This is a genomic window from Ornithinibacter aureus (assembly GCF_009858245.1).
GTDB classification, from domain to species: domain Bacteria; phylum Actinomycetota; class Actinomycetes; order Actinomycetales; family Dermatophilaceae; genus Fodinibacter; species Fodinibacter aureus.
Genome location: NZ_VMSB01000001.1, coordinates 1591838 through 1615920, shown reverse-complemented (window position 1 = coordinate 1615920; position 24083 = coordinate 1591838). Strand labels below are relative to the sequence as shown.

20 protein-coding genes, 1 tRNA gene and 1 pseudogene are annotated in these 24083 nt (G+C 68.3%); 20 read left to right on the top strand and 2 right to left on the bottom strand.

The genetic code is table 11. The features are described from left to right. Positions 1-4 precede the first annotated feature (4 nt). Positions 5-1303: an aspartate aminotransferase type Ic gene (locus tag C8E84_RS07655; protein WP_246196842.1), complete on the bottom strand. Its 1299-nt coding sequence runs from the start codon at positions 1301-1303 to the stop codon at positions 5-7. A gap of 177 nt (positions 1304-1480) precedes the next feature. Between C8E84_RS07655 and C8E84_RS07650 the strand changes: the two genes are divergently transcribed. The 15 genes from C8E84_RS07650 (at position 1481) to tuf (ending at position 19948) form a co-directional block, all read left to right on the top strand. Further along, positions 1481-1553 (top strand) — tRNA-Trp (locus C8E84_RS07650). 112 nt (positions 1554-1665) lie between these two features. Next, positions 1666-1923, top strand: a complete 258-nt coding sequence (secE, locus tag C8E84_RS07645; protein WP_159900954.1) for a preprotein translocase subunit SecE — start codon at positions 1666-1668, stop codon at positions 1921-1923. A gap of 67 nt (positions 1924-1990) precedes the next feature. Further along, positions 1991-2857: a transcription termination/antitermination protein NusG gene (gene nusG, locus C8E84_RS07640; RefSeq protein ID WP_343041517.1), complete on the top strand. Its 867-nt coding sequence runs from the start codon at positions 1991-1993 to the stop codon at positions 2855-2857. A 133-nt stretch (positions 2858-2990) separates the two neighbouring features. Continuing rightward, entirely contained in the window at positions 2991-3425 is a 435-nt protein-coding gene (rplK, locus tag C8E84_RS07635; protein ID WP_159900952.1) for a 50S ribosomal protein L11, read from the top strand. A gap of 142 nt (positions 3426-3567) precedes the next feature. After that, positions 3568-4284, top strand: a complete 717-nt coding sequence (rplA, locus tag C8E84_RS07630) for a 50S ribosomal protein L1 (RefSeq protein WP_159900950.1) — start codon at positions 3568-3570, stop codon at positions 4282-4284. 300 nt (positions 4285-4584) lie between these two features. Next, on the top strand, positions 4585-5145 hold the full coding sequence (locus tag C8E84_RS07625; protein ID WP_159900948.1) for an HdeD family acid-resistance protein: 561 nt from the start codon (positions 4585-4587) through the stop codon (positions 5143-5145). A 308-nt stretch (positions 5146-5453) separates the two neighbouring features. Beyond that, entirely contained in the window at positions 5454-6077 is a 624-nt protein-coding gene (gene rplJ / locus C8E84_RS07620) for a 50S ribosomal protein L10 (protein ID WP_159900946.1), read from the top strand. Between the two features lie 83 nt (positions 6078-6160). Further along, a complete protein-coding gene (gene rplL, locus C8E84_RS07615; RefSeq protein ID WP_159900944.1) occupies positions 6161-6550 on the top strand; it encodes a 50S ribosomal protein L7/L12 in 390 nt (129 codons plus the stop codon). Between the two features lie 395 nt (positions 6551-6945). Further along, positions 6946-10434: a DNA-directed RNA polymerase subunit beta gene (rpoB, locus tag C8E84_RS07610; RefSeq protein ID WP_159900942.1), complete on the top strand. Its 3489-nt coding sequence runs from the start codon at positions 6946-6948 to the stop codon at positions 10432-10434. A 153-nt stretch (positions 10435-10587) separates the two neighbouring features. After that, positions 10588-14478: a DNA-directed RNA polymerase subunit beta' gene (locus C8E84_RS07605; RefSeq protein WP_159900940.1), complete on the top strand. Its 3891-nt coding sequence runs from the start codon at positions 10588-10590 to the stop codon at positions 14476-14478. Positions 14479-14723: 245 nt separating this feature from the next. After that, positions 14724-15257, top strand: coding sequence for a GNAT family N-acetyltransferase (locus C8E84_RS07600; RefSeq protein WP_211675440.1), 534 nt, complete (start codon positions 14724-14726; stop codon positions 15255-15257). Positions 15258-15550: 293 nt separating this feature from the next. Beyond that, positions 15551-15925: a 30S ribosomal protein S12 gene (gene rpsL / locus C8E84_RS07595; RefSeq protein WP_159900938.1), complete on the top strand. Its 375-nt coding sequence runs from the start codon at positions 15551-15553 to the stop codon at positions 15923-15925. Beyond that, a complete protein-coding gene (gene rpsG, locus C8E84_RS07590) occupies positions 15925-16395 on the top strand; it encodes a 30S ribosomal protein S7 (RefSeq protein WP_159900936.1) in 471 nt (156 codons plus the stop codon). The genes rpsL and rpsG overlap by 1 nt, the downstream gene beginning before the upstream one ends. Before the next feature lie 122 nt (positions 16396-16517). Continuing rightward, positions 16518-18632 carry an elongation factor G gene (gene fusA / locus C8E84_RS07585; RefSeq protein WP_159900934.1) on the top strand — a complete coding sequence of 705 codons (2115 nt, stop codon included), beginning with the start codon at positions 16518-16520 and terminating at the stop codon, positions 18630-18632. Positions 18633-18751: 119 nt separating this feature from the next. Then, positions 18752-19948, top strand: coding sequence for an elongation factor Tu (tuf, locus tag C8E84_RS07580; RefSeq protein ID WP_159900932.1), 1197 nt, complete (start codon positions 18752-18754; stop codon positions 19946-19948). Between the two features lie 93 nt (positions 19949-20041). Here tuf and C8E84_RS07575 read toward each other — a convergent pair whose 3' ends face one another. Further along, positions 20042-20641: a hypothetical protein gene (locus C8E84_RS07575; protein ID WP_159900930.1), complete on the bottom strand. Its 600-nt coding sequence runs from the start codon at positions 20639-20641 to the stop codon at positions 20042-20044. Positions 20642-21147: 506 nt separating this feature from the next. Here C8E84_RS07575 and rpsJ point away from each other — a divergent pair. The 5 genes and pseudogenes from rpsJ to rplB all read left to right on the top strand — a co-directional run bounded on the left by rpsJ (position 21148) and on the right by rplB (position 24077). Then, a complete protein-coding gene (rpsJ, locus tag C8E84_RS07570) occupies positions 21148-21456 on the top strand; it encodes a 30S ribosomal protein S10 (RefSeq protein WP_012867945.1) in 309 nt (102 codons plus the stop codon). Between the two features lie 10 nt (positions 21457-21466). Continuing rightward, positions 21467-22120 carry a 50S ribosomal protein L3 gene (rplC, locus tag C8E84_RS07565; protein ID WP_159900928.1) on the top strand — a complete coding sequence of 218 codons (654 nt, stop codon included), beginning with the start codon at positions 21467-21469 and terminating at the stop codon, positions 22118-22120. Positions 22121-22125: 5 nt separating this feature from the next. Next, positions 22126-22710: pseudogene (gene rplD, locus C8E84_RS07560) on the top strand (50S ribosomal protein L4); the annotation flags it as partial. Positions 22711-22922: 212 nt separating this feature from the next. Beyond that, the gene (rplW, locus tag C8E84_RS07555; protein WP_159900926.1) at positions 22923-23222 is read left to right on the top strand and encodes a 50S ribosomal protein L23; all 300 of its coding nucleotides are present in this window, start codon (positions 22923-22925) and stop codon (positions 23220-23222) included. Positions 23223-23240: 18 nt separating this feature from the next. Further along, positions 23241-24077, top strand: coding sequence for a 50S ribosomal protein L2 (gene rplB, locus C8E84_RS07550; protein WP_159900924.1), 837 nt, complete (start codon positions 23241-23243; stop codon positions 24075-24077). Positions 24078-24083 lie beyond the last annotated feature (6 nt).

Here is a 24083-nt window from a genome sequence, read left to right as displayed (position 1 = left end):
GCCCTCAGCCTACGGCGGTGAGCTGCTCTGCGGCGGCGAGGGCGACGCACGTCGCAACCCCCGCCATGGCCGTCTCGACCTCGGCCAGCTGGGGGAAGGACGGTGCCAGGCGGATGTTGCGGTCGCGGGGGTCCTGACCGTGCGGGAACGAGGCCCCCGCGGGCGTCAGGGCGATGCCGGCGGCCTTGGCCAGGGCGACGACGCGGGCCGCGCAGCCGTCCGGGACGTCGAGCGAGACGAAGTACCCGCCGGCCGGACGGGTCCACTCCGCGATGCCGAGGCCGTCCAGCTCGGCGGTCAACGCGGCATCCACCGCGGCGAACTTCGGGGCGAGGATCTCGCGGTGGCGGGCCATGTGGTCACGCACGCCCTGCGCCGACCCGAAGAACTGGATGTGGCGCAGGTGGTTGACCTTGTCGGGGCCGATCGAGGCGAACTGCTGGTGCCCCAGGTAGGCGGCGATGTTCTCGCGGGACGCGGCGAGGAACGCGACTCCGGCGCCGGCGTAGGTGATCTTGCTCGTCGACGCGAACATGATCGGTCGGTGCGGGTGCCCGGCGGCCGAGGCCAGCGACAGGATGTCGGCCGACTTCGCCTCGTCGGCGGTGAGGTGGTGCAGCGCGTAGGCGTTGTCCCAGAAGATCCGGAAGTCGGAGGCCGCAGCGGGCATCGACGCCAAGCGGCTCGCAACCTCCTGCGTGACCACGGACCCTGCCGGGTTCGCGTACGTCGGCACGACCCACATGCCCTTGACCGACGGGTCGTCGCGCACGATGGCCTCGACGGCGGCGACGTCCGGGCCGTCGGCCAGCATCGGCACGCTCACCATCTCGATGCCGTAGGAGGCGAGCATGGTGAAGTGCCGGTCGTACCCGGGCACCGGACACACGAAGGTGACCTTCTCCTCGTCCTTCCACGGCCGCGGCGAGTCGAGGCCGCCGTGCAGCAGGTGCTGGACGAGCACGTCGTGCATCATCGTCAGGCTGGAGCTGCCACCGGCGACGAGCTGGTCGGGGTCGACCCACAGCAGCTCGGCGAACATCTCGCGCAGTTCCCGCAGGCCGGTCAGGCCCCCGTAGTTGCGCACGTCGACACCGTCGGCGTCCGTGATGCCGTCGGGCAGCGACAGCAGCCTGTCGGACAGGTCGAGCTGGGCGCTGCTCGGCTTGCCACGGGTGAGGTCGAGCGTCAGACCGCGCTCGCACAGTGCAGCGTAGGCCTCGCGCTGCTCCTCGAGGTAGGCCTGCAGTTCCTCAGGAGAACGCTCGGCGAGGGGGGTGGTGGCTGCGGTGTCGGTGCTCACCCCCATATCGTGGCAGAGCAGCGACCGGACCCGCCCATGTGCACCGCAGTCGCCGGCGAGTTCGCGCCCGGGTGGGAGCTTCACGTATGCTTGCCCTCCGGTGTGACCACCATCCTTCGGCGTGCCCGAGGGTCACGGTCGCACCGGGCGAGTGCCCCACCCGACCGGGACACTCGTAGGGCAGTGGCTCAATTGGTAGAGCACCGGTCTCCAAAACCGGCGGTTGGGGGTTCGAGTCCCTCCTGCCCTGCGTCGCACGTGTGGTTCGTCCACGACTGCATCCGAACGATGGGTGCCTTCGCGGTCGTGCCGCGCGCAAGGCACCGACATGCCAACGAACGTGAAGAGGCACCGTGACTGACGTGGGTCAGACCAGGACTCCCTCCAAGCCCGCCAAGGGCAAGGAGTCGGGCGGCAACCCCATTTCCCGGTGGTTCAAGGCGCTGACCCTGTTCGTCAGCCAGATCCTCGACGAGCTGCGCAAGGTCGTTCGCCCGACGCGTTCCGAGCTGTGGAACTACACGCTCGTCGTCATCGTGTTCGTCACCGTGATGATGGCCTTCGTGGCCGGGCTCGACCTGGGCTTCAGCAAGCTCGTCGGGCTGGTGTTCGGCTCCTGACGCCGCGCCGCGAGGCGCCATCACCGCCGCACCACCCGGCATTCACCGAACAAGGAAGAGGTTTCCCGTGTCCGACCAGTGGACCGACAACCCCGACGCAGCGTCCGACGACGCGCCCGAGGTGCTGCCCGACACCGTGACCGAGGGGTCGCGTGAGGCGGACTCGGTGGCCGAGGGGCTGGACGCCGCCGTGGGTGTCGACAGCGCCGACGACCCGGACGCCTCCGCCGACGACGCGGACGCGTCCGACGTCGACGAGGATGACGCCGAGGCCTCGGCCTCGGCGACCGACGAGGACGGCGACCGCCTCGACGTCGTCGACCCGGTCCAGGCGTTCAAGGACGACCTGCGCAGCAAGGTGGGCGACTGGTACGTCGTGCACTCCTACGCCGGCTACGAGAACCGCGTGAAGGCCAACCTCGAGACGCGCATCACCTCCTTGAACATGGAGGACTACATCTTCGAGATCCAGGTCCCGATGGAAGAGGTCACCGAGATCAAGGGTGGCCAGCGCAAGCTCGTCCGCCGGGTCCGGATGCCGGGTTACGTCGTCGTCCGCATGGACCTCACCGACGAGTCGTGGGGCGCCGTGCGCCACACCCCCGGGGTCACCGGGTTCGTCGGCAACGCGCACCAGCCGGTGCCGCTGACCTTCGACGAGGTCTACTCGATGATCAAGCCGGCCGACCTCGAGGCCGCAGCGGCCGCCGCGGCGGCGGGCGGCACGGCATCCGCGTCGAGCGCGAGCCGTGAGACCACGGTCGTCGACTTCGAGGTCGGCGAGTCCGTCACCGTCATGGACGGCCCCTTCGAGACGCTGCCCGCCACGATCTCCGAGATCAACGCCGACACCCAGAAGCTCAAGGTGCTCGTGTCGATCTTCGGTCGCGAGACCCCGGTCGAGCTGTCGTTCAGCCAGGTCACCAAGCTGTAAGCCTCCGGGGGGCTCCGCCCCCCGGAATCCCCCCAAAAACTGCCTTACCGCAGCACCCTGCCCCGGGGTTCGGGGCTGCAAAGGGGTCATCGCCCACGGCGTCGGCCCGTCACCACCACCACAAGGACAGAACATGCCCCCCAAGAAGAAGAAGATCTCCGGGTACATCAACCTGCAGATCCAGGCCGGCGCGGCCACCCCGGCACCGCCGGTCGGCCCCGCGCTCGGTCAGCACGGCGTCAACATCATGGAGTTCGTCAAGGCGTACAACGCGGCGACCGAGCACCAGCGCGGCAGCATTATCCCCGTCGTCATCACGGTCTACGAAGACCGCACCTTCGACTTCATCACCAAGACGCCCCCGGCGTCGGAGCTGATCAAGAAGGCCGCGGGTGTCCAGAAGGGCGCCGGCGAGCCGCACAAGGTCAAGGTCGGCAAGCTCACCAAGGACCAGGTCCGCGAGATCGCCGAGGTCAAGATGCCCGACCTCAACGCCAACGACATCGACGCCGCGATGAAGATCATCGCCGGCACCGCCCGCCAGATGGGCATCACCACCGAGCTCTGAGCCCGGACCGGCGCCCGCCCGTGCGGGTGCCACGGCATCCGAACCCGGATGCCGGTGGGGCGCCACCTCGGCGCCCCACCGGTGGCAGGGCCAGCGCTGGCCCGTTGACCACACCTCCACCGCAGCACACCAGGAGCAGCACATGAAGCGCAGCAAGTCCTACCGCGCCGCCGCCGAGAAGATCGACGCCGACGTCACCTACGCCCCGCTCGACGCCGTTCGCCTCGCGAAGAAGACCGCGTCGGCCAAGTACGACGAGACCGTCGAGGTCGCCATGCGCCTCGGTGTCGACCCCCGCAAGGCCGACCAGATGGTCCGCGGCACGGTCAACCTCCCGCACGGCACGGGCAAGACCGCCCGCGTCCTCGTCTTCGCCAACGGCGACAAGGCCGAGGCCGCCAAGGCTGCCGGCGCCGACTTCGTCGGTTCCGACGACCTGCTCGAGAAGGTCGCCGGCGGCTGGCTCGACTTCGACGCCGTCGTCGCCACCCCTGACCTCATGGGCAAGGTCGGTCGTCTCGGCAAGGTCCTGGGCCCCCGCGGCCTCATGCCCAACCCGAAGACCGGCACGGTCACGATGGACACGGCCAAGGCCGTCACCGACATCAAGGGCGGCAAGATCGAGTTCCGCGTCGACAAGCACGCGAACCTCCACTTCATCATCGGCAAGGTCTCCTTCGACGAGAAGGCGCTCGTCGAGAACTACGCGACCGCCCTCGAGGAGATCCTGCGTCTGAAGCCCTCGGCCTCCAAGGGCCGCTACATCGCCAAGGCCACGCTGGCCACGACGATGGGCCCCGGCATCCCGCTCGACGCGACCCGCACCCGCAACCTCCTCGAGGAGACCGCGGACGCCTGATCGTCCCAGCGCGACACCACGAGAGCCCGCCTCCCCGATGGGGGAGGCGGGCTCTCGCGTCATCCGTGAGGACGATCGGGCGACGACCCCGACCCGGCGCCACGTCGCGACACGCCGGGCCCCACCCGCTGAGGGCGAGCCAACCCGGGTTGGGCGTCAGTACGCTCGGATCCACACAGGCGGCCAGACGGCACCGGCGCCGACCGAGCGGACAGGAACCGTCCATGGAGACCACGCCTCCGCCCCCGAACCCGCAACTGCCACCATCCCCGACGCCACGGAAGAACCGGAGACATCACCATGACCAAGGAGTCCCTCACCGCATCCTGGAAGCTGCTGGTCCTGCGCGGTCTGATCGGCGTCGTCTTCGGCATCGTGGCGATGGCCTGGCCGCAGCAGACCATCGTCGTCGTGGTCGTGCTCTGGGGAGTGTGGGCCCTCGTCGACGGCATCGGCCTGGCCGCCAACGCCTTCACCGAGGGCCTGGGCCGCGGGCAGCGGATGCTGCTGCTCGGCATGGCGGCCGTCGCTCTCGTCGTCGCCTTCCTGGCCTTCACCCGACCGGGCATGGCGGCCGCCGCCCTGACCTGGGTGCTCGGCATCTGGCTGCTCGTGCGCGGCGTCTTCGAGCTGGTGGGTGCCCTCGGGACGGTGCAGGTCGCGCCGCGCTGGCTGCTGGTGCTCGGTGCGCTGCTCGACATCGCGCTCGGCTGGATCTTCATCGCCAACCCGGGGCGGGCCGTCGTCGGCATCGTCTGGCTGCTCGGAGTCATCGCCGTCGCCTGGGGTGTCGTCTTCCTCGTGCTCGGGCTGATCGTGCGCCGCAAGGCCGCAGAACTGCCGGATGCCGTGTCCGCCTGACCGCCAGGTTCTCGGTTCACCCTCGATCAGCCGGCCCACACCAAGGGCCGGCTGATCGACGCGATTTGGGTCTCACCGCCTCGACCCGTACCCTTGGGCTTGACCAAAGACCGCCGGTTGTCGCGTGCACCCGCACGTGACCGAAGGTTCCGCGTGAGAGCGGGCAACCAGCGCAGGCCGCGACATCAGATGTCGGATGCCGTGAAGCTGGCTTCACGTCCACCCTCCTGAGCCCCGTGCCCTGCGCCGGGGCTCATTCTCGTGTCGGGCCCCTCGACCGGAGGTCCACACGACGGAAGGAGGCGCCCATGTCTCGTGCCGACAAGGCAGCGGCCATCGCCGAGCTCTCTGACAAGTTCAAGAACTCGAACGCCGCCGTCCTCACGGAGTACCGCGGGCTCACGGTGAAGCAGATCACCGACCTGCGCAACTCCCTGCGGGGCAACGCGACCTACGCCGTGGTCAAGAACACGCTGACCGAGCTCGCCGCCAAGGACGCCGGGGTGACCGCGTTCGACGGTCAGCTCGTCGGACCGACCGCCATCGCCTTCGTTGAGGGCGACCCGGTCGAGGCTGCCAAGGGTCTGCGTGACTTCGCCAAGGCAAACCCGCTCCTGGTGATCAAGGGCGGTGTGCTGGACGGCAAGGCCCTCAGCGCCGCCGAGATCACCAAGCTCGCGGACCTCGAGTCCCGCGAGGTTCTCCTCGCCAAGCTGGCAGGCGCCATGAACGCCTCGCTCAGCAAGGCGGTCTACCTCTTCGCCGCTCCGCTCTCGCAGGCCGCTCGCACGGTCGACGCGCTGCGGGCGAAGGTCGAGACGGAGGGCCCGGACTCCGGTGCCGCCGCCCCGGCCGCGGCCGACGAGTCCCCCGCTGACGCCGCACCCGCGGCCGAGGCCACCGACGTCGCCGAGGGTGGCGACGCGGAGTGATCCGACACCCGGGCAACCGGGTTCGGTGACTCCACCACCAAAACGCCACTCACGGCATACCGCAGTTCAGAAAGGACGCCATCATGGCCAAGCTCAGCACCGACGAGCTCCTTGACGCCTTCAAGGAGATGACCCTCATCGAGCTCTCCGAGTTCGTGAAGCAGTTCGAGGAGACCTTCGGGGTCACCGCCGCCGCCCCGGTCGCCGCGGCCGCCGCGGGCGCCCCCGCCGGTGGCGGCGACGCCGCCGCCGCCGAGGAGCAGGACGAGTTCGACGTCGTCCTCGAGTCCGCCGGCGACAAGAAGATCGCCGTCATCAAGGAGGTCCGCGCGCTGACCTCCCTCGGTCTCAAGGAGGCCAAGGACCTCGTCGACGGCGCCCCCAAGGCCGTCCTCGAGAAGGTCGACAAGGCCGCGGCCGACAAGGCCAAGGAGCAGCTCGAGGGCGCCGGCGCCACCGTCACCCTCAAGTGACCAGGTCCCCCTCGGGGGACTGAAGCACCGCCAACGGGCGGGTTCGGACCACATGGTCCGGGCCCGCCCGTCGTGCGTTGTCCGGGACCAGTTGTGCACGCGTCGCGGGTTTGCCTTGACGAGCGGGTGTCCGACCGTCATCCTGATGCGGTCCTCCGCTTCGTTGGGGGGCCGCAACCGGAGCCAGGGGGCTTGACTCGGTTGGACAGTTGTGCCTTCTTCGGGTATGTTGTCACTTTGCGCTGCCCCCTACCTGCCCCCACTCGTCGCTGAGTCGTCGCGCCGCCATGCCCCCGGTTACCCGGGAGGAAATGCGGCCGGTGTCCACGATGGTGCGGTCTCGGTGGGTGCAGCCAGCCCAGATGTTCTGAACAGGCCTGTGGAAGGAACCCTCCTTGGCTGCCTCGCGCACCACGTCCAAGCACATGAACACCGCAATGACGGTGACCGGCCGGCTCTCCTTCGGGAAGATCCGTGAGCCGATGGAGGTCCCCGACCTCCTTGCCCTCCAGACCGAGAGCTTCGACTGGCTCCTCGGCAACGAGCGCTGGCAGGCCCGGGTCGCCGCGGCCAAGGCGCAGGGGCGCACCGACGTCCCCGACCGCTCCGGCCTCGAGGAGATCTTCGAGGAGATCTCCCCCATCGAGGACTTCAGCGGCTCCATGTCGCTGAGCTTCCGCGACCACCGCTTCGAGGAGGTCAAGTACTCGATCGAGGACTGCAAGGAGCGCGACCAGACCTACTCCGCGCCCCTGTTCGTCACCGCGGAGTTCATGAACAACACCACCGGTGAGATCAAGAGCCAGACGGTCTTCATGGGCGACTTCCCGCTCATGACCGAGCGCGGCACCTTCATCATCAACGGCACCGAGCGCGTCGTCGTCTCGCAGCTCGTCCGCAGCCCGGGCGTCTACTTCGAGCGCACGCCCGACAAGACGTCCGACAAGGACATCTACACGACCAAGGTCATCCCGAGCCGTGGCGCCTGGCTCGAGTTCGAGATCGACAAGCGCGACATGGTGGGCGTTCGAGTCGACCGCAAGCGCAAGCAGTCGGTCACCGTCCTGCTGAAGGCCCTGGGCTGGACCAACGAGCGCATCCTCGAGGAGTTCGGCGACTACGAGTCGATGCGACTCACCCTCGAGAAGGACCACACCACGGGTCAGGACGACGCGCTCCTGGACATCTACCGCAAGCTGCGTCCGGGCGAGCCGCCGACCAAGGAGGCCGCGCAGACCCTGCTCGACAACCTGTACTTCAACGGCAAGCGCTACGACCTGGCCAAGGTCGGCCGGTACAAGATCAACAAGAAGCTGGGCCTGGAGAGCGAGCTGTCGCAGTCGACGCTCACCATCGAGGACATCGTCTCCACGATCAAGTACATCGTCGCGCTGCACGCCGGCGAGGAGACCATGCCCGGCCACCGCCGCGGCGAGGCCGTCGACATCCGCGTCGAGACCGACGACATCGACCACTTCGGCAACCGCCGCCTGCGCAACGTCGGCGAGCTCATCCAGAACCAGGTCCGCACCGGCCTGTCCCGGATGGAGCGCGTCGTGCGCGAGCGGATGACGACCCAGGACGTCGAGGCGATCACGCCCCAGACCCTGATCAACATCCGCCCGGTCGTGGCGTCGATCAAGGAGTTCTTCGGCACCAGCCAGCTCTCCCAGTTCATGGACCAGAACAACCCGCTCGCCGGCCTGACGCACAAGCGTCGCCTGTCGGCGCTCGGCCCGGGTGGTCTCTCGCGTGACCGCGCCGGCATGGAGGTCCGTGACGTCCACTCCTCGCACTACGGCCGCATGTGCCCGATCGAGACCCCGGAAGGCCCGAACATCGGCCTCATCGGCTCGCTCGCGTCCTACGGTCGCATCAACGCCTTCGGCTTCATCGAGACCCCGTACCGCAAGGTCACCAAGGGCCGCCTGACCGACGAGGTGCACTACCTGTCCGCCGACGAGGAGGACGAGCACGTCATCGCCCAGGCCAACGCCACCCTCAACGAGGACGGCACCGCCTTCGCCCACGAGCGCGTTCTCGTGCGGGTCAAGGGTGGCGAGGTCGAGTACGTCCCGGCCGTCGACGTCGACTACATCGACGTCTCCGCCCGCCAGATGGTGTCCGCGGCGACCGCGCTCATCCCGTTCCTCGAGCACGACGACGCCAACCGTGCGCTCATGGGCTCGAACATGCAGCGCCAGGCCGTCCCGCTCGTGCGGGCCGAGGCCCCGCTCGTCGGCACCGGCATGGAGTACCGCGCAGCGGTGGACTCCGGTGACGTCGTCGTGGCCGAGAAGGCCGGTGTCATCACCGAGGTGTCCGCCGACCTGGTCACCGTCGCCGGTGACGACGGCACGACCCGCACCTACCGGATCAACAAGTTCAACCGGTCCAACCAGGGCAACTCCTACAACCAGCGCGTCATCGTCTCCGAGGGTGACCGCGTCGAGGCCGGTGGCCTCATCGCCGACGGTCCCGCGACCGACGGTGGCGAGATGGCTCTCGGGCGCAACCTGCTCGTGGCGTTCATGCCGTGGGAGGGTCACAACTACGAGGACGCCATCATCCTCAGCCAGCGCCTCGTGCAGGACGACGTCCTGTCCTCGATCCACATCGAGGAGCACGAGGTCGACGCGCGCGACACCAAGCTCGGCCCCGAGGAGATCACCCGGGACATCCCGAACGTCTCTGAGGAGGTCCTGGCAGACCTCGACGAGCGCGGCATCATCCGCATCGGCGCCGAGGTCCGCGACGGCGACCTGCTCGTCGGCAAGGTCACGCCCAAGGGTGAGACCGAGCTGACCCCGGAGGAGCGCCTGCTCCGTGCGATCTTCGGTGAGAAGGCGCGCGAGGTGCGCGACACCTCCCTGAAGGTGCCCCACGGCGAGACCGGCACCGTCATCGGTGTCAAGGTCTTCGACAAGGACGAAGGCGACGAGCTGCCCCCGGGCGTGAACCAGCTGGTACGCGTCTACGTGGCCAACAAGCGCAAGATCACCGACGGTGACAAGCTGGCCGGCCGCCACGGCAACAAGGGCGTCATCTCCAAGATCCTCCCGGTCGAGGACATGCCCTTCCTCGAGGACGGCACGCCGGTCGACGTCGTGCTGAACCCGCTCGGTGTCCCCGGTCGCATGAACGTGGGCCAGATCCTCGAGCTGCACCTGGGCTGGGCAGCCAGCCGCGGGTGGACGATCGAGGGTGACCCGGAGTGGGCCCGCCTCATTCCGGACGACGCCCGCTCGGCCCCGGCCGGCACCCGCGTCGCCTCGCCTGTGTTCGACGGTGTCCGCGAGGACGAGATCATCGGTCTGCTGGACTCGACGACCAAGACCCGTGACGACGGGCGCCTCATCGACGGCAGCGGCAAGGCGCGGCTGTTCGACGGTCGCTCCGGCGAGCCCTTCCCCGAGCCCGTCTCGGTCGGCTACATGTACATCCTCAAGCTGCACCACCTCGTGGACGACAAGATCCACGCGCGCAGCACCGGCCCCTACTCGATGATCACCCAGCAGCCGCTCGGCGGTAAGGCCCAGTTCGGTGGCCAGCGCTTCGGTGAGATGGAGGTCTGGGCCCTCGAGGCGTACGGCGCCGCCTACGCCCTGCAGGAACTGCTCACCATCAAGTCCGACGACGTCAACGGTCGCGTGAAGGTCTACGAGGCCATCGTCAAGGGCGACAACATCCCGGAGCCCGGCATCCCCGAGTCCTTCAAGGTGCTCATCAAGGAGATGCAGAGCCTCTGCCTCAACGTGGAGGTGCTGTCCAGCGACGGCACGACCATCGAGATGCACGAGGCCGAAGAGGACGTCTTCCGCGCAGCGGAGGAACTCGGAATCGACCTGTCCCGGCGCGAGCCGAGCAGCGTCGAAGAGGTCTGACCCACGGGGGCCCCGCCCCTCGGCAACCCCGAGGTGGCCGGTGCACGGCGCCGGCCACCAGGGGACAGACGAGGCCGAGAGGCCCCGACCCAGCCCGTGACCGGGTGACACCAGAACTGAACGTTCGAACGAACGAGAGTAGGGAAGCACAACGTGCTTGACGTGAACGACTTCGACCTCCTGCGCATCGGCCTCGCCTCGGCCGAGGACATCCGCGCCTGGAGCCACGGTGAGGTCAAGAAGCCCGAGACCATCAACTACCGCACCCTCAAGCCGGAGAAGGACGGTCTCTTCTGCGAGAAGATCTTCGGCCCCACCCGCGACTGGGAGTGCGCTTGCGGCAAGTACAAGCGCGTGCGCTTCAAGGGCATCATCTGTGAGCGCTGTGGCGTCGAGGTGACCCGTGCCGCGGTGCGTCGCGAGCGGATGGGCCACATCGAGCTCGCCGCCCCCGTCACCCACATCTGGTACTTCAAGGGTGTCCCCAGCCGTCTGGGCTACCTGCTCGACCTGGCCCCGAAGGACCTCGAGAAGGTCATCTACTTCGCCGCCTACATGATCACCAGCGTCGACGTCGACCAGCGTCACGCCGACCTGCCCTCGCTCGAGGCGCAGATCGAGGTCGAGAAGAAGGAACTCGAGAACCGCCGCGACGCCGACATCGAGGCCCGCGCCAAGAAGCTCGAGACCGACATCGCGGCCCTGGAGGCCGAGGGTGCCAAGGCCGACGCCCGCCGCAAGGTGCGCGACTCCGCCGAGCGCGAGATGAACGCCATCCGTCGCCGGGCCGACCAGGGCCTCGAGCGCCTGGGCCAGGTCTGGGACCGCTTCAAGAACCTCAAGGTCCAGGACCTCGAGGGCGACGAGGTGCTCTACCGCGAGATGCGTGACCGCTTCGGTCTCTACTTCGAGGGCGGCATGGGCGCCGCGGCGATCCAGAAGCGCCTGCAGACCTTCGACCTCGACGCCGAGGCCGAGCTGCTGCGCGAGATCATCGCCACCGGCAAGGGCCAGCGCAAGACCCGCGCGCTCAAGCGCCTCAAGGTCGTCAGCGCCTTCCAGACCACGACGAACCAGCCCTCGGGCATGGTCCTGGATGCCGTCCCGGTCATCCCGCCGGACCTGCGCCCCATGGTGCAGCTCGACGGTGGCCGCTTCGCGACCTCCGACCTCAACGACCTGTACCGCCGGGTCATCAACCGCAACAACCGCCTCAAGCGACTGCTCGACCTCGGCGCGCCCGAGATCATCGTCAACAACGAGAAGCGGATGCTGCAGGAGGCCGTCGACAGCCTGTTCGACAACGGCCGTCGTGGCCGCCCGGTCACCGGTCCGGGCAACCGCCCGCTGAAGTCGCTGTCCGACATGCTCAAGGGCAAGCAGGGCCGCTTCCGCCAGAACCTGCTCGGCAAGCGCGTCGACTACTCCGGCCGTTCGGTCATCGTCGTCGGCCCGCAGCTGAAGCTGCACCAGTGCGGTCTGCCCAAGCAGATGGCGCTCGAGCTCTTCAAGCCCTTCGTCATGAAGCGCCTCGTCGACCTCGACCACGCCCAGAACATCAAGTCGGCCAAGCGCATGGTCGAGCGTCAGCGCTCGGTCGTGTGGGACGTCCTCGAAGAGGTCATCACCGAGCACCCGGTGCTGCTGAACCGCGCACCCACGCTGCACCGTCTCGGCATCCAGGCCTTCGAGCCCCAGCTGGTCGAGGGCAAGGCCATCCAGATCCACCCGCTCGTGTGCACCGCGTTCAACGCGGACTTCGACGGTGACCAGATGGCCGTTCACGTGCCGCTGTCGGCGGAGGCGCAGGCCGAGGCCCGCATCCTCATGCTGTCCTCGAACAACATCCTCAAGCCGGCCGACGGCCGCCCCGTGACCATGCCCACCCAGGACATGATCATCGGGCTGTACCACCTCACCACCGAGGTGGAGGACGGCAAGGGCGCCGGTCGCGTGTTCTCGACCGTGTCCGAGGCCCGCATGGCCTTCGACGCCGGCGAGATCGAGCTCGGCTCGCTCGTGAAGATCCGCCTCAAGCACGTCGTCCCGACGCCGCTGTCGGCCCTGCCGGAGGGTGTCGAGCTCGACGCCGAGGGCTACGCCGCCGAGCTGCTCGTCGAGACCACGCTGGGTCGGGCGCTGTTCAACGAGACGCTGCCGCTGGACTACCCGTTCGTCAACGACCAGGTCGACAAGAAGCGCCTGTCCACGATCGTCAACGACCTCGCCGAGCGCTACAGCAAGGTGCAGGTCGCGGCCAGCCTGGATGCGCTCAAGGAGTACGGCTTCCACTGGGCGACCCGCTCGGGCACCACCGTCGCCATCTCCGACGTCGTCACGCCCCCGCGCAAGCTCGAGATCCTCGAGGGCTACGAGGAGAAGGCCACCAAGGTCCAGACGCAGTACGAGCGCGGTCTGATCACCGACGACGAGCGCCGTCAGGAGCTCATCGAGATCTGGACGCAGGCGACCAAGGAGGTCGCTGACGAGATGGAAGCCAACATCCCGCGGACCAACACCATCTACCGCATGGTGTCCTCGGGTGCCCGTGGTAACTGGATGCAGCTGCGCCAGATCGCCGGTATGCGTGGCCTGGTGTCCAACCCGAAGGGTGACATCATCCCGCGACCGATCCGCGCGAACTTCCGCGAGGGCCTGTCGGTGCTCGAGTTCTTCATCTCCACGCACGGTTCGCGCAAGGGCCTCGCGGACACCGCGCTGCGCACCGCCGACTCGGGGTACCTGACCCGTCGCCTCGTCGACGTGTCGCAGGACGTCATCATCCGTGAGGACGACTGCGGCACCGAGCGGGGTCTGCCGATGCCGATCGCGGCCGTCGACGAGCGCACCGGCGCCCGCACGGTCCACGACGACGTCGAGACCTCGGTCTACGCCCGCACCCTGGCCGAGGACGTCGTCAAGGACGGCGAGACCCTGGCCACCGCGGGCATCGACCTCGGGGACGTCGTCATCGGCGCCCTGTTCGCCGCCGGCGTCGACTCGGTGAAGATCCGTTCGGTGCTCACGTGTGACTCCAAGGTCGGGACCTGCGCGCTGTGCTACGGCCGCTCGCTCGCGACCGGCAAGCTCGTCGACATCGGCGAGGCTGTCGGCATCATCGCGGCCCAGTCGATCGGTGAGCCCGGCACCCAGCTGACGATGCGTACCTTCCACACCGGTGGTGTGGCCGGTGACGACATCACGCAGGGTCTGCCGCGTGTCGTCGAGCTCTTCGAGGCGCGCACCCCCAAGGGTGTCGCCCCGATCGCGGAGGCGTCGGGCCGGATCACCATCGAGGAGACCGACAAGACGCGTCGCCTGCTGCTCACGCCGGACGACGGCTCCGAGGAGCACGCGTACCCGGTGACCAAGCGTGCCCGCCTGCTCGTTCAGGACGGTCAGCACGTCGAGGTCGGCACCCGTCTGACGGCCGGAAACATCGACCCGAAGAACGTGCTGCGCATCCTCGGGCCGCGCCAGACGCAGATGCACCTCGTCGACGAGGTGCAGAGCGTGTACCGCCAGCAGGGTGTGTCGATCCACGACAAGCACATCGAGGTCATCGTGCGGCAGATGCTGCGCCGGATCACGATCATCGAGTCGGGTGACGCGGACCTGCTTCCGGGCATGCTCGCCGAGCGTGGTCGCTTCGAGGACGAGAACCGCCGCGTCCTCGCCGAGGGCGGCAAGCCGGCATCCGGTCGTCCCGAGCTGATGGGTATCACGAAGGCGTCGCTCGCGACCGAGTCGTGGCTGTCGGCGGCCTCCTTCCAGGAGACCACCCGCGTGCTCACCGAGGCCGCCATGGAGGGCAAGTCCGACTCCCTGCTCGGCCTCAAGGAGAACGTCATCCTCGGCAAGCTCATCCCGGCCGGTACGGGTCTGCCCCGCTACCGCGACATCGCGGTGGAGCCGACCGAGGAGGCCAAGGCCGCGATGTACTCGATGCCGAGCTACGACGACTACTCGTACACCGCGTTCGGTGCGGGCAGCGGCGAGGCCGTCCGCCTGGACGACAGCGAGCTCGGGCTCGACCGCATCTGAGGTCAGCCACTCCGCACCGAGACGGGCGGGGATGCCGGTGGGTCACCACCGTGCGTCCCCGCCCGTTCGGCTTCCCCGGCCCCCGGCGCTCGGCTTTCCCGGCCCCCCGGCGCTCGGCTTTATCGGGTGACCCGATAAAACTCGACTTCACCCGACAAGCGTTGTCCAGGGAAGTACGGGTTTGCCGGGTGAGGTGTGCCGACGGTGGCTGATCTGTCACGAGCGATCCCTGAGAGGATGCCGGTATGGATCCAGCCCTGGTCATCCGGCGCGAGCTGCCCGGAGACGAACAGCCCACCCGCGCCCTGCACGAGGCGGCCTTCGGGGTGCCCGAGGGGGCGGATCGCTGTGCCGAGGTGGCGATCCTCGACCGCCTGCGTGCCGATGGTGACGTGCTGGACACCTTGACGTTCGTCGCCGAGGTGCACGGCGAGGTCGTCGGGCACGTCGTGTGCAGCCGGGCCCGGATGGGGGAGGGCCCCGCCGTGGCCCTCGGCCCGATCGGCGTCCTTCCCGACCGGCAGGGTGAGGGCATCGGCTCGGCGCTGGTCGCCGCCGTGATCGTGACCGCCGACCAGCGCCACGAACCCTCCATCGTCCTGCTGGGCGACCCCGGCTGGTACGCGCACTTCGGGTTCGAGGCGGCCGCGCCCCACGGCATCGCGACACCGGGTCCGTGGCCGGACGACCAGGTCCTGGTCAAGCGGCTCAACGCCTGGCGGGCCGACCTCGCGGGGCCGTTCTCGTACCCGCCCGCCTTCGGCGTCAGCGAGGGCTGAGCCCTGGGCCCACCACAGCGATTTGGACCCACCCCGGCATACCGGTAATCTTGGTCATCGTGTCTGGCTAGGTCCAGACCCTGGAGCGCAGCCGGCCACCGAGAGGTGTCGGGCAGGCGCCTCGCCCACCTCTTGCCGGGCACCCCACGTCCTGACCCTCACGGGTGAGCCATGGGGAGTGCAGGGAAGAGCACCCGGTGTGACACGCCCGACTGCGGGGGTCGAGCACCGGACACCCCAAGGAGCCTCGGCAGCACTGTCGGGCATCGACGAAGACAAGCAAAGGATCCAGGTTGCCTACCATCAACCAGCTGGTGCGCAAGGGCCGGCAGGACAAGACCACCAAGGTCAAGACTCCTGCCCTCAAGGGCTCTCCGCAGCGCCGCGGTGTGTGCACGCGCGTGTACACCACCACCCCGAAGAAGCCGAACTCGGCCCTGCGCAAGGTCGCCCGTGTGCGCCTGACCAGTGGCATCGAGGTCACCGCCTACATCCCCGGCGTCGGCCACAACCTGCAGGAGCACTCGATGGTGCTCGTGCGTGGCGGCCGTGTGAGGGACCTCCCCGGCGTTCGCTACAAGATCATCCGTGGCGCCCTCGACACCCAGGGCGTGAAGAACCGTCAGCAGGCCCGCAGCCGCTACGGCGCGAAGAAGGGTAAGGCCTGATGCCTCGCAAGGGACCCGCTCCGAAGCGGCCGCTCGTCGTCGACCCGGTCTACCAGAGCCCGCTCGTGACGTCGCTCGTCAACAAGATCCTCCTCGACGGCAAGAAGTCGATCGCCGAGACCATCGTCTACGGCGCCCTCGAGGGCTGCCGCGAGAAGACCGGCACCGACCCCGTCCAGACCCTCAAGCGCGCGCTCGACAACATCAAGCCGACGCTCGAGGTCAAGTCCCGCCGCGTCGGTGGTGCGACCTACCAGGTGCCGATCGAGGTCAAGCCCAACCGGGCCACGACCCTGTCGCTGCGCTGGCTCGTCGGCTACTCGCGTCAGCGTCGTGAGAAGACGATGACCGAGCGCCTCATGAACGAGATCCTCGACGCCTCCAACGGTCTCGGTGCCGCAGTCAAGCGCCGCGAGGACACGCACAAGATGGCCGAGTCCAACAAGGCCTTCGCGCACTACCGCTGGTGACCACCTGCGTCCGGATGCCGTGAGCGTCACCTGACGCTCCCGGCATCCGGACGCCGCTGGCGCCACCGCCGCCAGCCCCACCAACCGCATCACCCCGCAGCGAACGAGACGAGAACACGAACGTGGCACAGGACGTCCTGACGGACCTCAAGAAGGTCCGCAACATCGGCATCATGGCGCACATCGACGCCGGCAAGACCACCGTCACCGAGCGCATCCTCTTCTACACCGGCGTCAACCGGAAGATGGGCGAGACGCACGACGGTGCCTCCACGACTGACTGGATGGAGCAGGAGAAGGAGCGCGGCATCACGATCACGTCTGCCGCCGTGACCTCCTTCTGGGAAGACCACCAGATCAACATCATCGACACCCCCGGGCACGTCGACTTCACCGTCGAGGTCGAGCGCTCGCTGCGCGTCCTCGACGGCGCCGTGGCCGTGTTCGACGGCAAGGAGGGCGTTGAGCCGCAGTCCGAGACGGTGTGGCGCCAGGCCGACAAGTACAACGTGCCGCGCATCTGCTTCGTCAACAAGATGGACAAGCTCGGTGCGGACTTCTACTTCACCGTCGACACGATCAAGGACCGCCTCGGCGCGGAGCCCCTCGTGCTCCAGCTGCCCATCGGTGCCGAGAACGACTTCATCGGTGTCATCGACCTCATCACCAAGCGCGCCCTCGTGTGGCCCGGTGACGCCAAGGGTGACGTGACCCTCGGTGCGAAGTACGAGGTCCAGGAGATCCCCGCCGACATGGTTCAGAAGGTGGAGGAGTACCGCCACCACCTCATCGAGCGCGTCGCCGAGGCCGACGACTCCCTCATGGAGAAGTACCTCGAGGGTGCCGAGCTGACCACCGAGGAGATCGTCGCCGGCATCCGTGCGCTGACCATCGCCTCCGAGGTCTACCCGGTCCTGTGCGGCTCGGCGTTCAAGAACCGTGGCGTGCAGCCCATGCTCGACGCGGTCCTGTCCTACCTGCCCTCGCCCCTCGACGTCCCCGCCATGGAGGGCCACGCCCCCGGCAACGACGAGGAGAAGGTCGTCCGCGAGCCCAGCAAGGACGAGCCGTTCTCGGCCCTGGCCTTCAAGGTCGCCTCGCACCCGTTCTTCGGCACGCTGACCTTCATCCGCGTGTACTCCGGACAGATCTCCGCCGGCACCCAGGTGCTGAACGCGACCAAGGTCAAGAAGGAGCGCATCGGCAAGCTCTTCCAGATGCACGCCAACAAGGAGAACCCCGTCGAGGGCGCTCTGGCCGGCCACATCTACGCGGCCATCGGCCTGAAGAACACGACCACCGGTGACACCCTGTGTGACATCGAGAAGCCGGTCGTGCTCGAGTCGATGACCTTCCCCGAGCCCGTCATCCAGGTGGCCATCGAGCCCAAGACCAAGGGTGACCAGGAGAAGCTCGGCACGGCCATCCAGAAGCTCGCCGAGGAGGACCCGACGTTCCAGGTCCACCTCGACGAGGACACCGGCCAGACGATCATCGCCGGCATGGGCGAGCTTCACCTCGACATCCTCGTGGACCGCATGCGTCGCGAGTTCAAGGTCGAGGCCAACGTCGGCAAGCCGCAGGTGGCCTACCGCGAGACGATCAAGCGCTCGATCGAGAAGTACGACTACACCCACAAGAAGCAGACGGGTGGGTCGGGCCAGTTCGCGAAGGTCCAGATCGCGCTCGAGCCGCTCGACACGGCCGAGGGTGAGCTCTACGAGTTCTCCAACAAGGTCACGGGCGGTCGCATCCCGCGCGAGTACATCCCCTCCGTCGACAACGGCATCCAGGACGCCATGCAGTACGGCGTGCTGGCCGGCTACCCGCTCGTCGGGATCAAGGCCACCCTGCTCGACGGCGCCTACCACGACGTCGACTCCTCGGAGATGGCGTTCAAGATCGCCGGCTCGATGGCACTTAAGGAGGCCGTGCGCAAGTGCGAGCCCGTGCTGCTCGAGCCGATGATGGCCGTCGAGGTGCGCACCCCGGAGGACTACATGGGTGACGTCATCGGTGACATCAACTCCCGCCGTGGCCACATCCAGGCCATGGAGGACATCAGTGGTGCCAAGGTCGTCCGCGGCCTGGTCCCGCTCTCCGAGATGTTCGGGTACGTCGGCGACCTGCGGTCCAAGACCCAGGGTCGGGCGAACTACTCGATGGAGTTCGACTCCTACGCCGAGGTCCCCAAGTCGGTGGCCGAGGAGATCATCAAGAAGACCCGGGGCGAGTGACCGCTAGACTGGTCGCTGGTCTCGGCTGAGAAGCCATCCCAACCAACCCCAAGTACGACGCCACGTCCTGCCCGGTCGTATCGGCGTTCAACTCACTCAAGTCCTGAGGAGGACATCAAGTGGCGAAGGCAAAGTTCGAGCGGACCAAGCCGCACGTCAACATCGGCACCATCGGTCACATCGACCACGGTAAGACGACGCTGACGGCTGCGATTTCCAAGGTTCTGCACGACAAGTACCCGGACCTGAACCCCCAGTTCGCGTTCGACGACATCGACAAGGCGCCCGAGGAGAAGCAGCGCGGTATCACGATCTCCATCGCGCACATCGAGTACCAGACCGAGGGTCGTCACTACGCGCACGTCGACTGCCCCGGTCACGCCGACTACGTGAAGAACATGATCACCGGTGCGGCCCAGATGGACGGTGCGATTCTCGTCGTCGCCGCCACCGACGGCCCGATGCCGCAGACGAAGGAGCACGTCCTCCTGGCCCGCCAGGTCGGCGTCCCCTATGTCGTGGTCGCGCTCAACAAGGCCGACATGGTCGACGACGAGGAGATCCTCGAGCTCGTCGAGATGGAGGTCCGCGAGCTGCTGTCCACCTACGAGTTCCCGGGCGACGACCTGCCGGTCGTCAAGGTCTCGGCCCTCAAGGCCCTCGAGGGCGACCCGGAGTGGGGCGCCACCGTGCTCGAGCTCATGGACGCCGTCGACGACTACATCCCCGAGCCGGTTCGTGAGACGGACAAGCCGTTCCTCATGCCCGTCGAGGACGTCTTCACGATCACCGGTCGTGGCACCGTCGTCACCGGTCGCATCGAGCGCGGCATCCTCAAGGTCAACGAGGAGGTCGAGATCGTCGGCATCCACGAGGGTCCCGCCACCAAGACCACGGCCACCGGCATCGAGATGTTCCGCAAGCTCCTCGACGAGGGTCGCGCGGGCGAGAACGTCGGTCTGCTCCTTCGTGGCATCAAGCGCGAGGACGTCGAGCGCGGCCAGGTCGTCGTCAAGCCCGGCTCGATCACCCCGCACACCGGCTTCGACGCCAACGTCTACATCCTGTCCAAGGACGAGGGTGGCCGTCACACGCCGTTCTACGACAACTACCGCCCGCAGTTCTACTTCCGCACCACGGACGTCACCGGTGTCGTGAAGCTGCCCGAGGGCACCGAGATGGTCATGCCCGGTGACAACACCGAGATGGCCGTCGAGCTCATCCAGCCGATCGCGATGGAGGAAGGCCTCAAGTTCGCGATCCGCGAGGGCGGCCGCACCGTCGGCGCCGGCCGCGTCACCAAGATCACCAAGTGACGCACGGGGGCTGCGCCCCCCGCTCGTAGCCTGAGCAACCGAAGGGCCCCGCACCGGACACGGTGCGGGGCCCTTCGGCCTCTGGTGGGGGAGTCAGCGGGGGCCGGAGCCACCCTGGAGGACACCGGCGTCGAACGCCTTGAGCACCGAGGCCTTGTCGGATGCCGTGAGGTCGCCGGCCGTGACCGCGGCGTCGAGGCGGGTGCTCAGGTCGGTCCGGCGCTGGGCCTGGTGAGCGGCCTTGACCTTCTCCAGCGCTGCCGTGACCTTGGCCTCGTCGACGCCGAGCTCCTTGGCCAGGGCGGTGGCGAACGCCGTCTGGCGTGCCGTGCGCTCGGCCTCGGTCGGCGGCGTCGGGGTCTCGCCCTGGGCAGGGGCGTCGGGGCGGGTGGCCTCGCGGGCGGCGTCGAGCGCCGCCGTCACCTTGGCCTCGTCCAGCCCGAGGGCGCTGGCGAGGGCTGCACCGTCCATGCCGCGACCGCCCTTGTGGCCGCCGCGATAGCCCGTGTCGTCCGTGCTGCTCGAGGTGGCCCCCTGGGTGGCCGCAGCAGCGCCGGAGCCGGTGGTGGACGAGCTGGTGCTGCTCGGGCTGGGGGTGGTCTCGGCCGAGGCGGTGGCGACACCGACTCCGGCGCCGATGGCGATCAGACCGCTCACGGCCGCGATCTTCAGGGAGGTGGGGGAGACGGGCATGGGGATGCTCCTTGGGGTCATCCGGCGGGCGGGGTGCCGACCGGTTCATGCCTCCCACCGTGCGGCCCGGTGCTGGCAGGGCGCTCAGCACCACCTGTCAGGCGCATGTGGGTCCCGCCGGCCAGTGCCCTCGGGCCGTTGCGCATCTCGCGACGCGCCATCAGCGCGAAGGTGCGCGGACGGCATCCGGTCGGTGGTGTATCGACCGATTTGGTCCGGCCCCATCCCCTCTGGCACACTTATCAGGTTGCTTGGCGTGCGAACGCGTCCCGTGAGGGTCACGCTCGCCCACCGCCGCGAGGTGACGCACCGCCGATCTCGGCGGGGCGGCTCGTGAGCGAAGTGCCAGGCCCCGGTTCCACCGGGACAGCCGAACCTCCGGACACATGCGGGAAACCGCCTGCGCCGGGCTGCGGAGCAAGGGCGACACGCCCGACCGCGGGGGTCGGAGGTCCACCGGAACCGCACTGAGACAGATGTAGGCGAGAGAGAGACGGGAACGTCAGATGGCGGGACAGAAGATCCGCATCCGCTTGAAGTCGTATGACCACGAGGTCATCGACAGCTCGGCGCGCAAGATCGTGGACACGGTCACCCGCGCCGGAGCGACCGTGGTCGGCCCCGTGCCGCTCCCGACGGAGAAGAACGTGTTCTGCGTCATCCGGTCGCCGCACAAGTACAAGGACAGCCGCGAGCACTTCGAGATGCGCACCCACAAGCGCCTCATCGACATCATCGACCCGACGCCCAAGGCCGTCGACTCGCTGATGCGTCTCGACCTCCCGGCTGACGTCAACATCGAGATCAAGCTCTGAGGCTGACGACATGACCACTTCCACCAAGACCCAGAAGGGTCTGCTGGGCACCAAGCTCGGCATGACCCAGGTGTGGGACGAGAACAACCGTCTCGTGCCCGTCACCGTGATCCAGGCCGGCCCGAACGTCGTGACCCAGGTCCGCGACGCCGAGACCGACGGCTATGCAGCCGTTCAGCTCGGCTACGGCGCGATCGACCCGCGCAAGGTCACCAAGCCGCTCACCGGCCACTTCGAGAAGGCCGGGGTCACCCCCCGCCGCCACGTCGTGGAGCTGCGCACCGCCGACGCGGGCGACTACAGCCTCGGCCAGGAGCTCGGCGCCGACACCTTCGAGGTCGGCCAGAGCGTCGACGTCACCGGCACGACCAAGGGCAAGGGCTTCGCGGGCGTCATGAAGCGTCACGGCTTCAAGGGCGTCTCGTCCTCGCACGGTTCGCACCGCAACCACCGCAAGCCCGGCTCGATCGGTGGGGCCTCCACGCCCGGCCGCGTCTTCAAGGGCATGCGCATGGCCGGCCGCATGGGCGGCGTGCGCCAGACCACCCAGAACATCACCGTCCACGCCGTGGACGCCGAGAAGGGCCTGCTGCTGCTCAAGGGTGCCGTCCCCGGCCCCCGCGGCGCCGTCGTTCTCGTGCGCTCGGCCGCGAAGGGGGCGTGACCCGCATGGCAACCAAGACGCTCACCGTCGACCTCCCCGCGGAGATCTTCGACGTGCAGACCAACGTCCCGCTCATCCACCAGGTCGTCGTCGGCCAGCTCGCGGCGGCCCGTCAGGGCACGCACGCCACGAAGACCCGGGCGGATGTGCGCGGTGGTGGCCGCAAGCCCTACAAGCAGAAGGGCACCGGCCGCGCCCGTCAGGGCTCGACCCGCGCACCGCAGTTCGCCGGTGGTGGCATCGTCCACGGCCCGCAGCCGCGTGACTACTCGCAGCGCACCCCCAAGAAGATGAAGGCCGCCGCCCTGCGCGGGGCTCTGTCGGACCGGGCGCGCCACGACCGCATCCACGTCGTCGAGTCGATCTCCAACGGGGACGTCCCCTCGGCCAAGGCTGCCGTCGAGCTGCTCGCTGGCCTGACGCTGCGCAAGAACGTGCTCGTCGTGCTCGACCGCAGCGACATCGTGTCGCTGAAGTCGGTGCGCAACATCGCCGACCTGCACGTGCTCGCCGTCGACCAGCTCAACACCTACGACGTGCTGTGCGCCGACGACGTCGTGTTCACCAAGGCCGCGTTCGACGCCCTCGTCGACCGCTTCCAGGGCAACACGCCGTCCGCGATCCAGGACACCGCGCCGGCCGAGGCCGTCGAGGTCCAGGACGACAAGCCGGCCAAGGCCAAGAAGGCCGACAAGGCCGACGCGGTCCAGGACGACAAGCCGGCCAAGGCCAAGAAGGCCGACAAGGCTGACAAGCCCGCGAAGGCCAAGAAGGCCGACAAGGCTGATGTGGAGGACGACAAGTGAGCCAGGGCAAGAACCCCCGCGACATCCTGATCGCGCCGGTGGTGTCCGAGAAGTCCTACGGGCTGCTCGACCAGGGCAAGTACACCTTCATCGTCGACCCGCGGTCGAACAAGACCGAGATCAAGATCGCCGTCGAGCAGATCTTCAACGTGAAGGTCGACTCGGTCCACACCATGAACCGCGTGGGCAAGGCCCGTCGTACGCGGTTCGGCATCGGCAAGCGCAAGGACACCAAGCGCGCGATCGTCACCCTCCGCGAGGGCTCGATCGACATCTTCGGCAGCGCCGGCGCCTGAGGAAGCTGAGGACAAACCATGGGTATCCGTAAGTACAAGCCGACGACGCCGGGGCGTCGCGGGTCGAGCGTGGCCGACTTCGTCGAGGTCACCCGCTCCACCCCCGAGAAGTCCCTCGTCCGTCCGCTCACCAAGACCGGTGGCCGCAACAACAACGGCCGCATCACCACCCGTCACATCGGTGGTGGCCACAAGCGTGCCTACCGCGTCATCGACTTCCGTCGCCACGACAAGGACGGCATCCCGGCGAAGGTCGCTCACATCGAGTACGACCCGAACCGCACCGCGCGGATCGCGCTCCTGCACTTCGCCGATGGCGAGAAGCGCTACATCCTGGCCCCCAAGGGCCTGGAGCAGGGCATGCAGATCGAGCACGGCCCGAGCGCCGACATCAAGCCCGGCAACAACCTGCCGCTGCGCAACATCCCGACCGGTACGGTCATCCACGCCGTCGAGCTGAAGCCCGGTGGCGGCGCGAAGATCGCCCGTTCGGCTGGTGTGCGCGTGCAGCTCGTCGCCAAGGACGGCCCCTACGCGCAGCTGCGCATGCCGTCCGGTGAGATCCGCAACGTCGACGTGCGCTGCCGCGCCACCGTCGGCGAGGTGGGCAACGCCGAGCAGTCGAACATCAACTGGGGCAAGGCTGGCCGCATGCGCTGGAAGGGCAAGCGCCCGACCGTCCGCGGTGTCGTGATGAACCCCGTCGACCACCCGCACGGTGGTGGCGAGGGCCGCACGTCCGGTGGTCGTCACCCCGTGTCCCCCTGGGGCAAGCCCGAGGGCCGCACCCGCCGCCCCGGCAAGCCCAGCGACAAGCTCATCGTTCGTCGCCGCCGTACTGGCAAGAAGCGCTGATAGGAG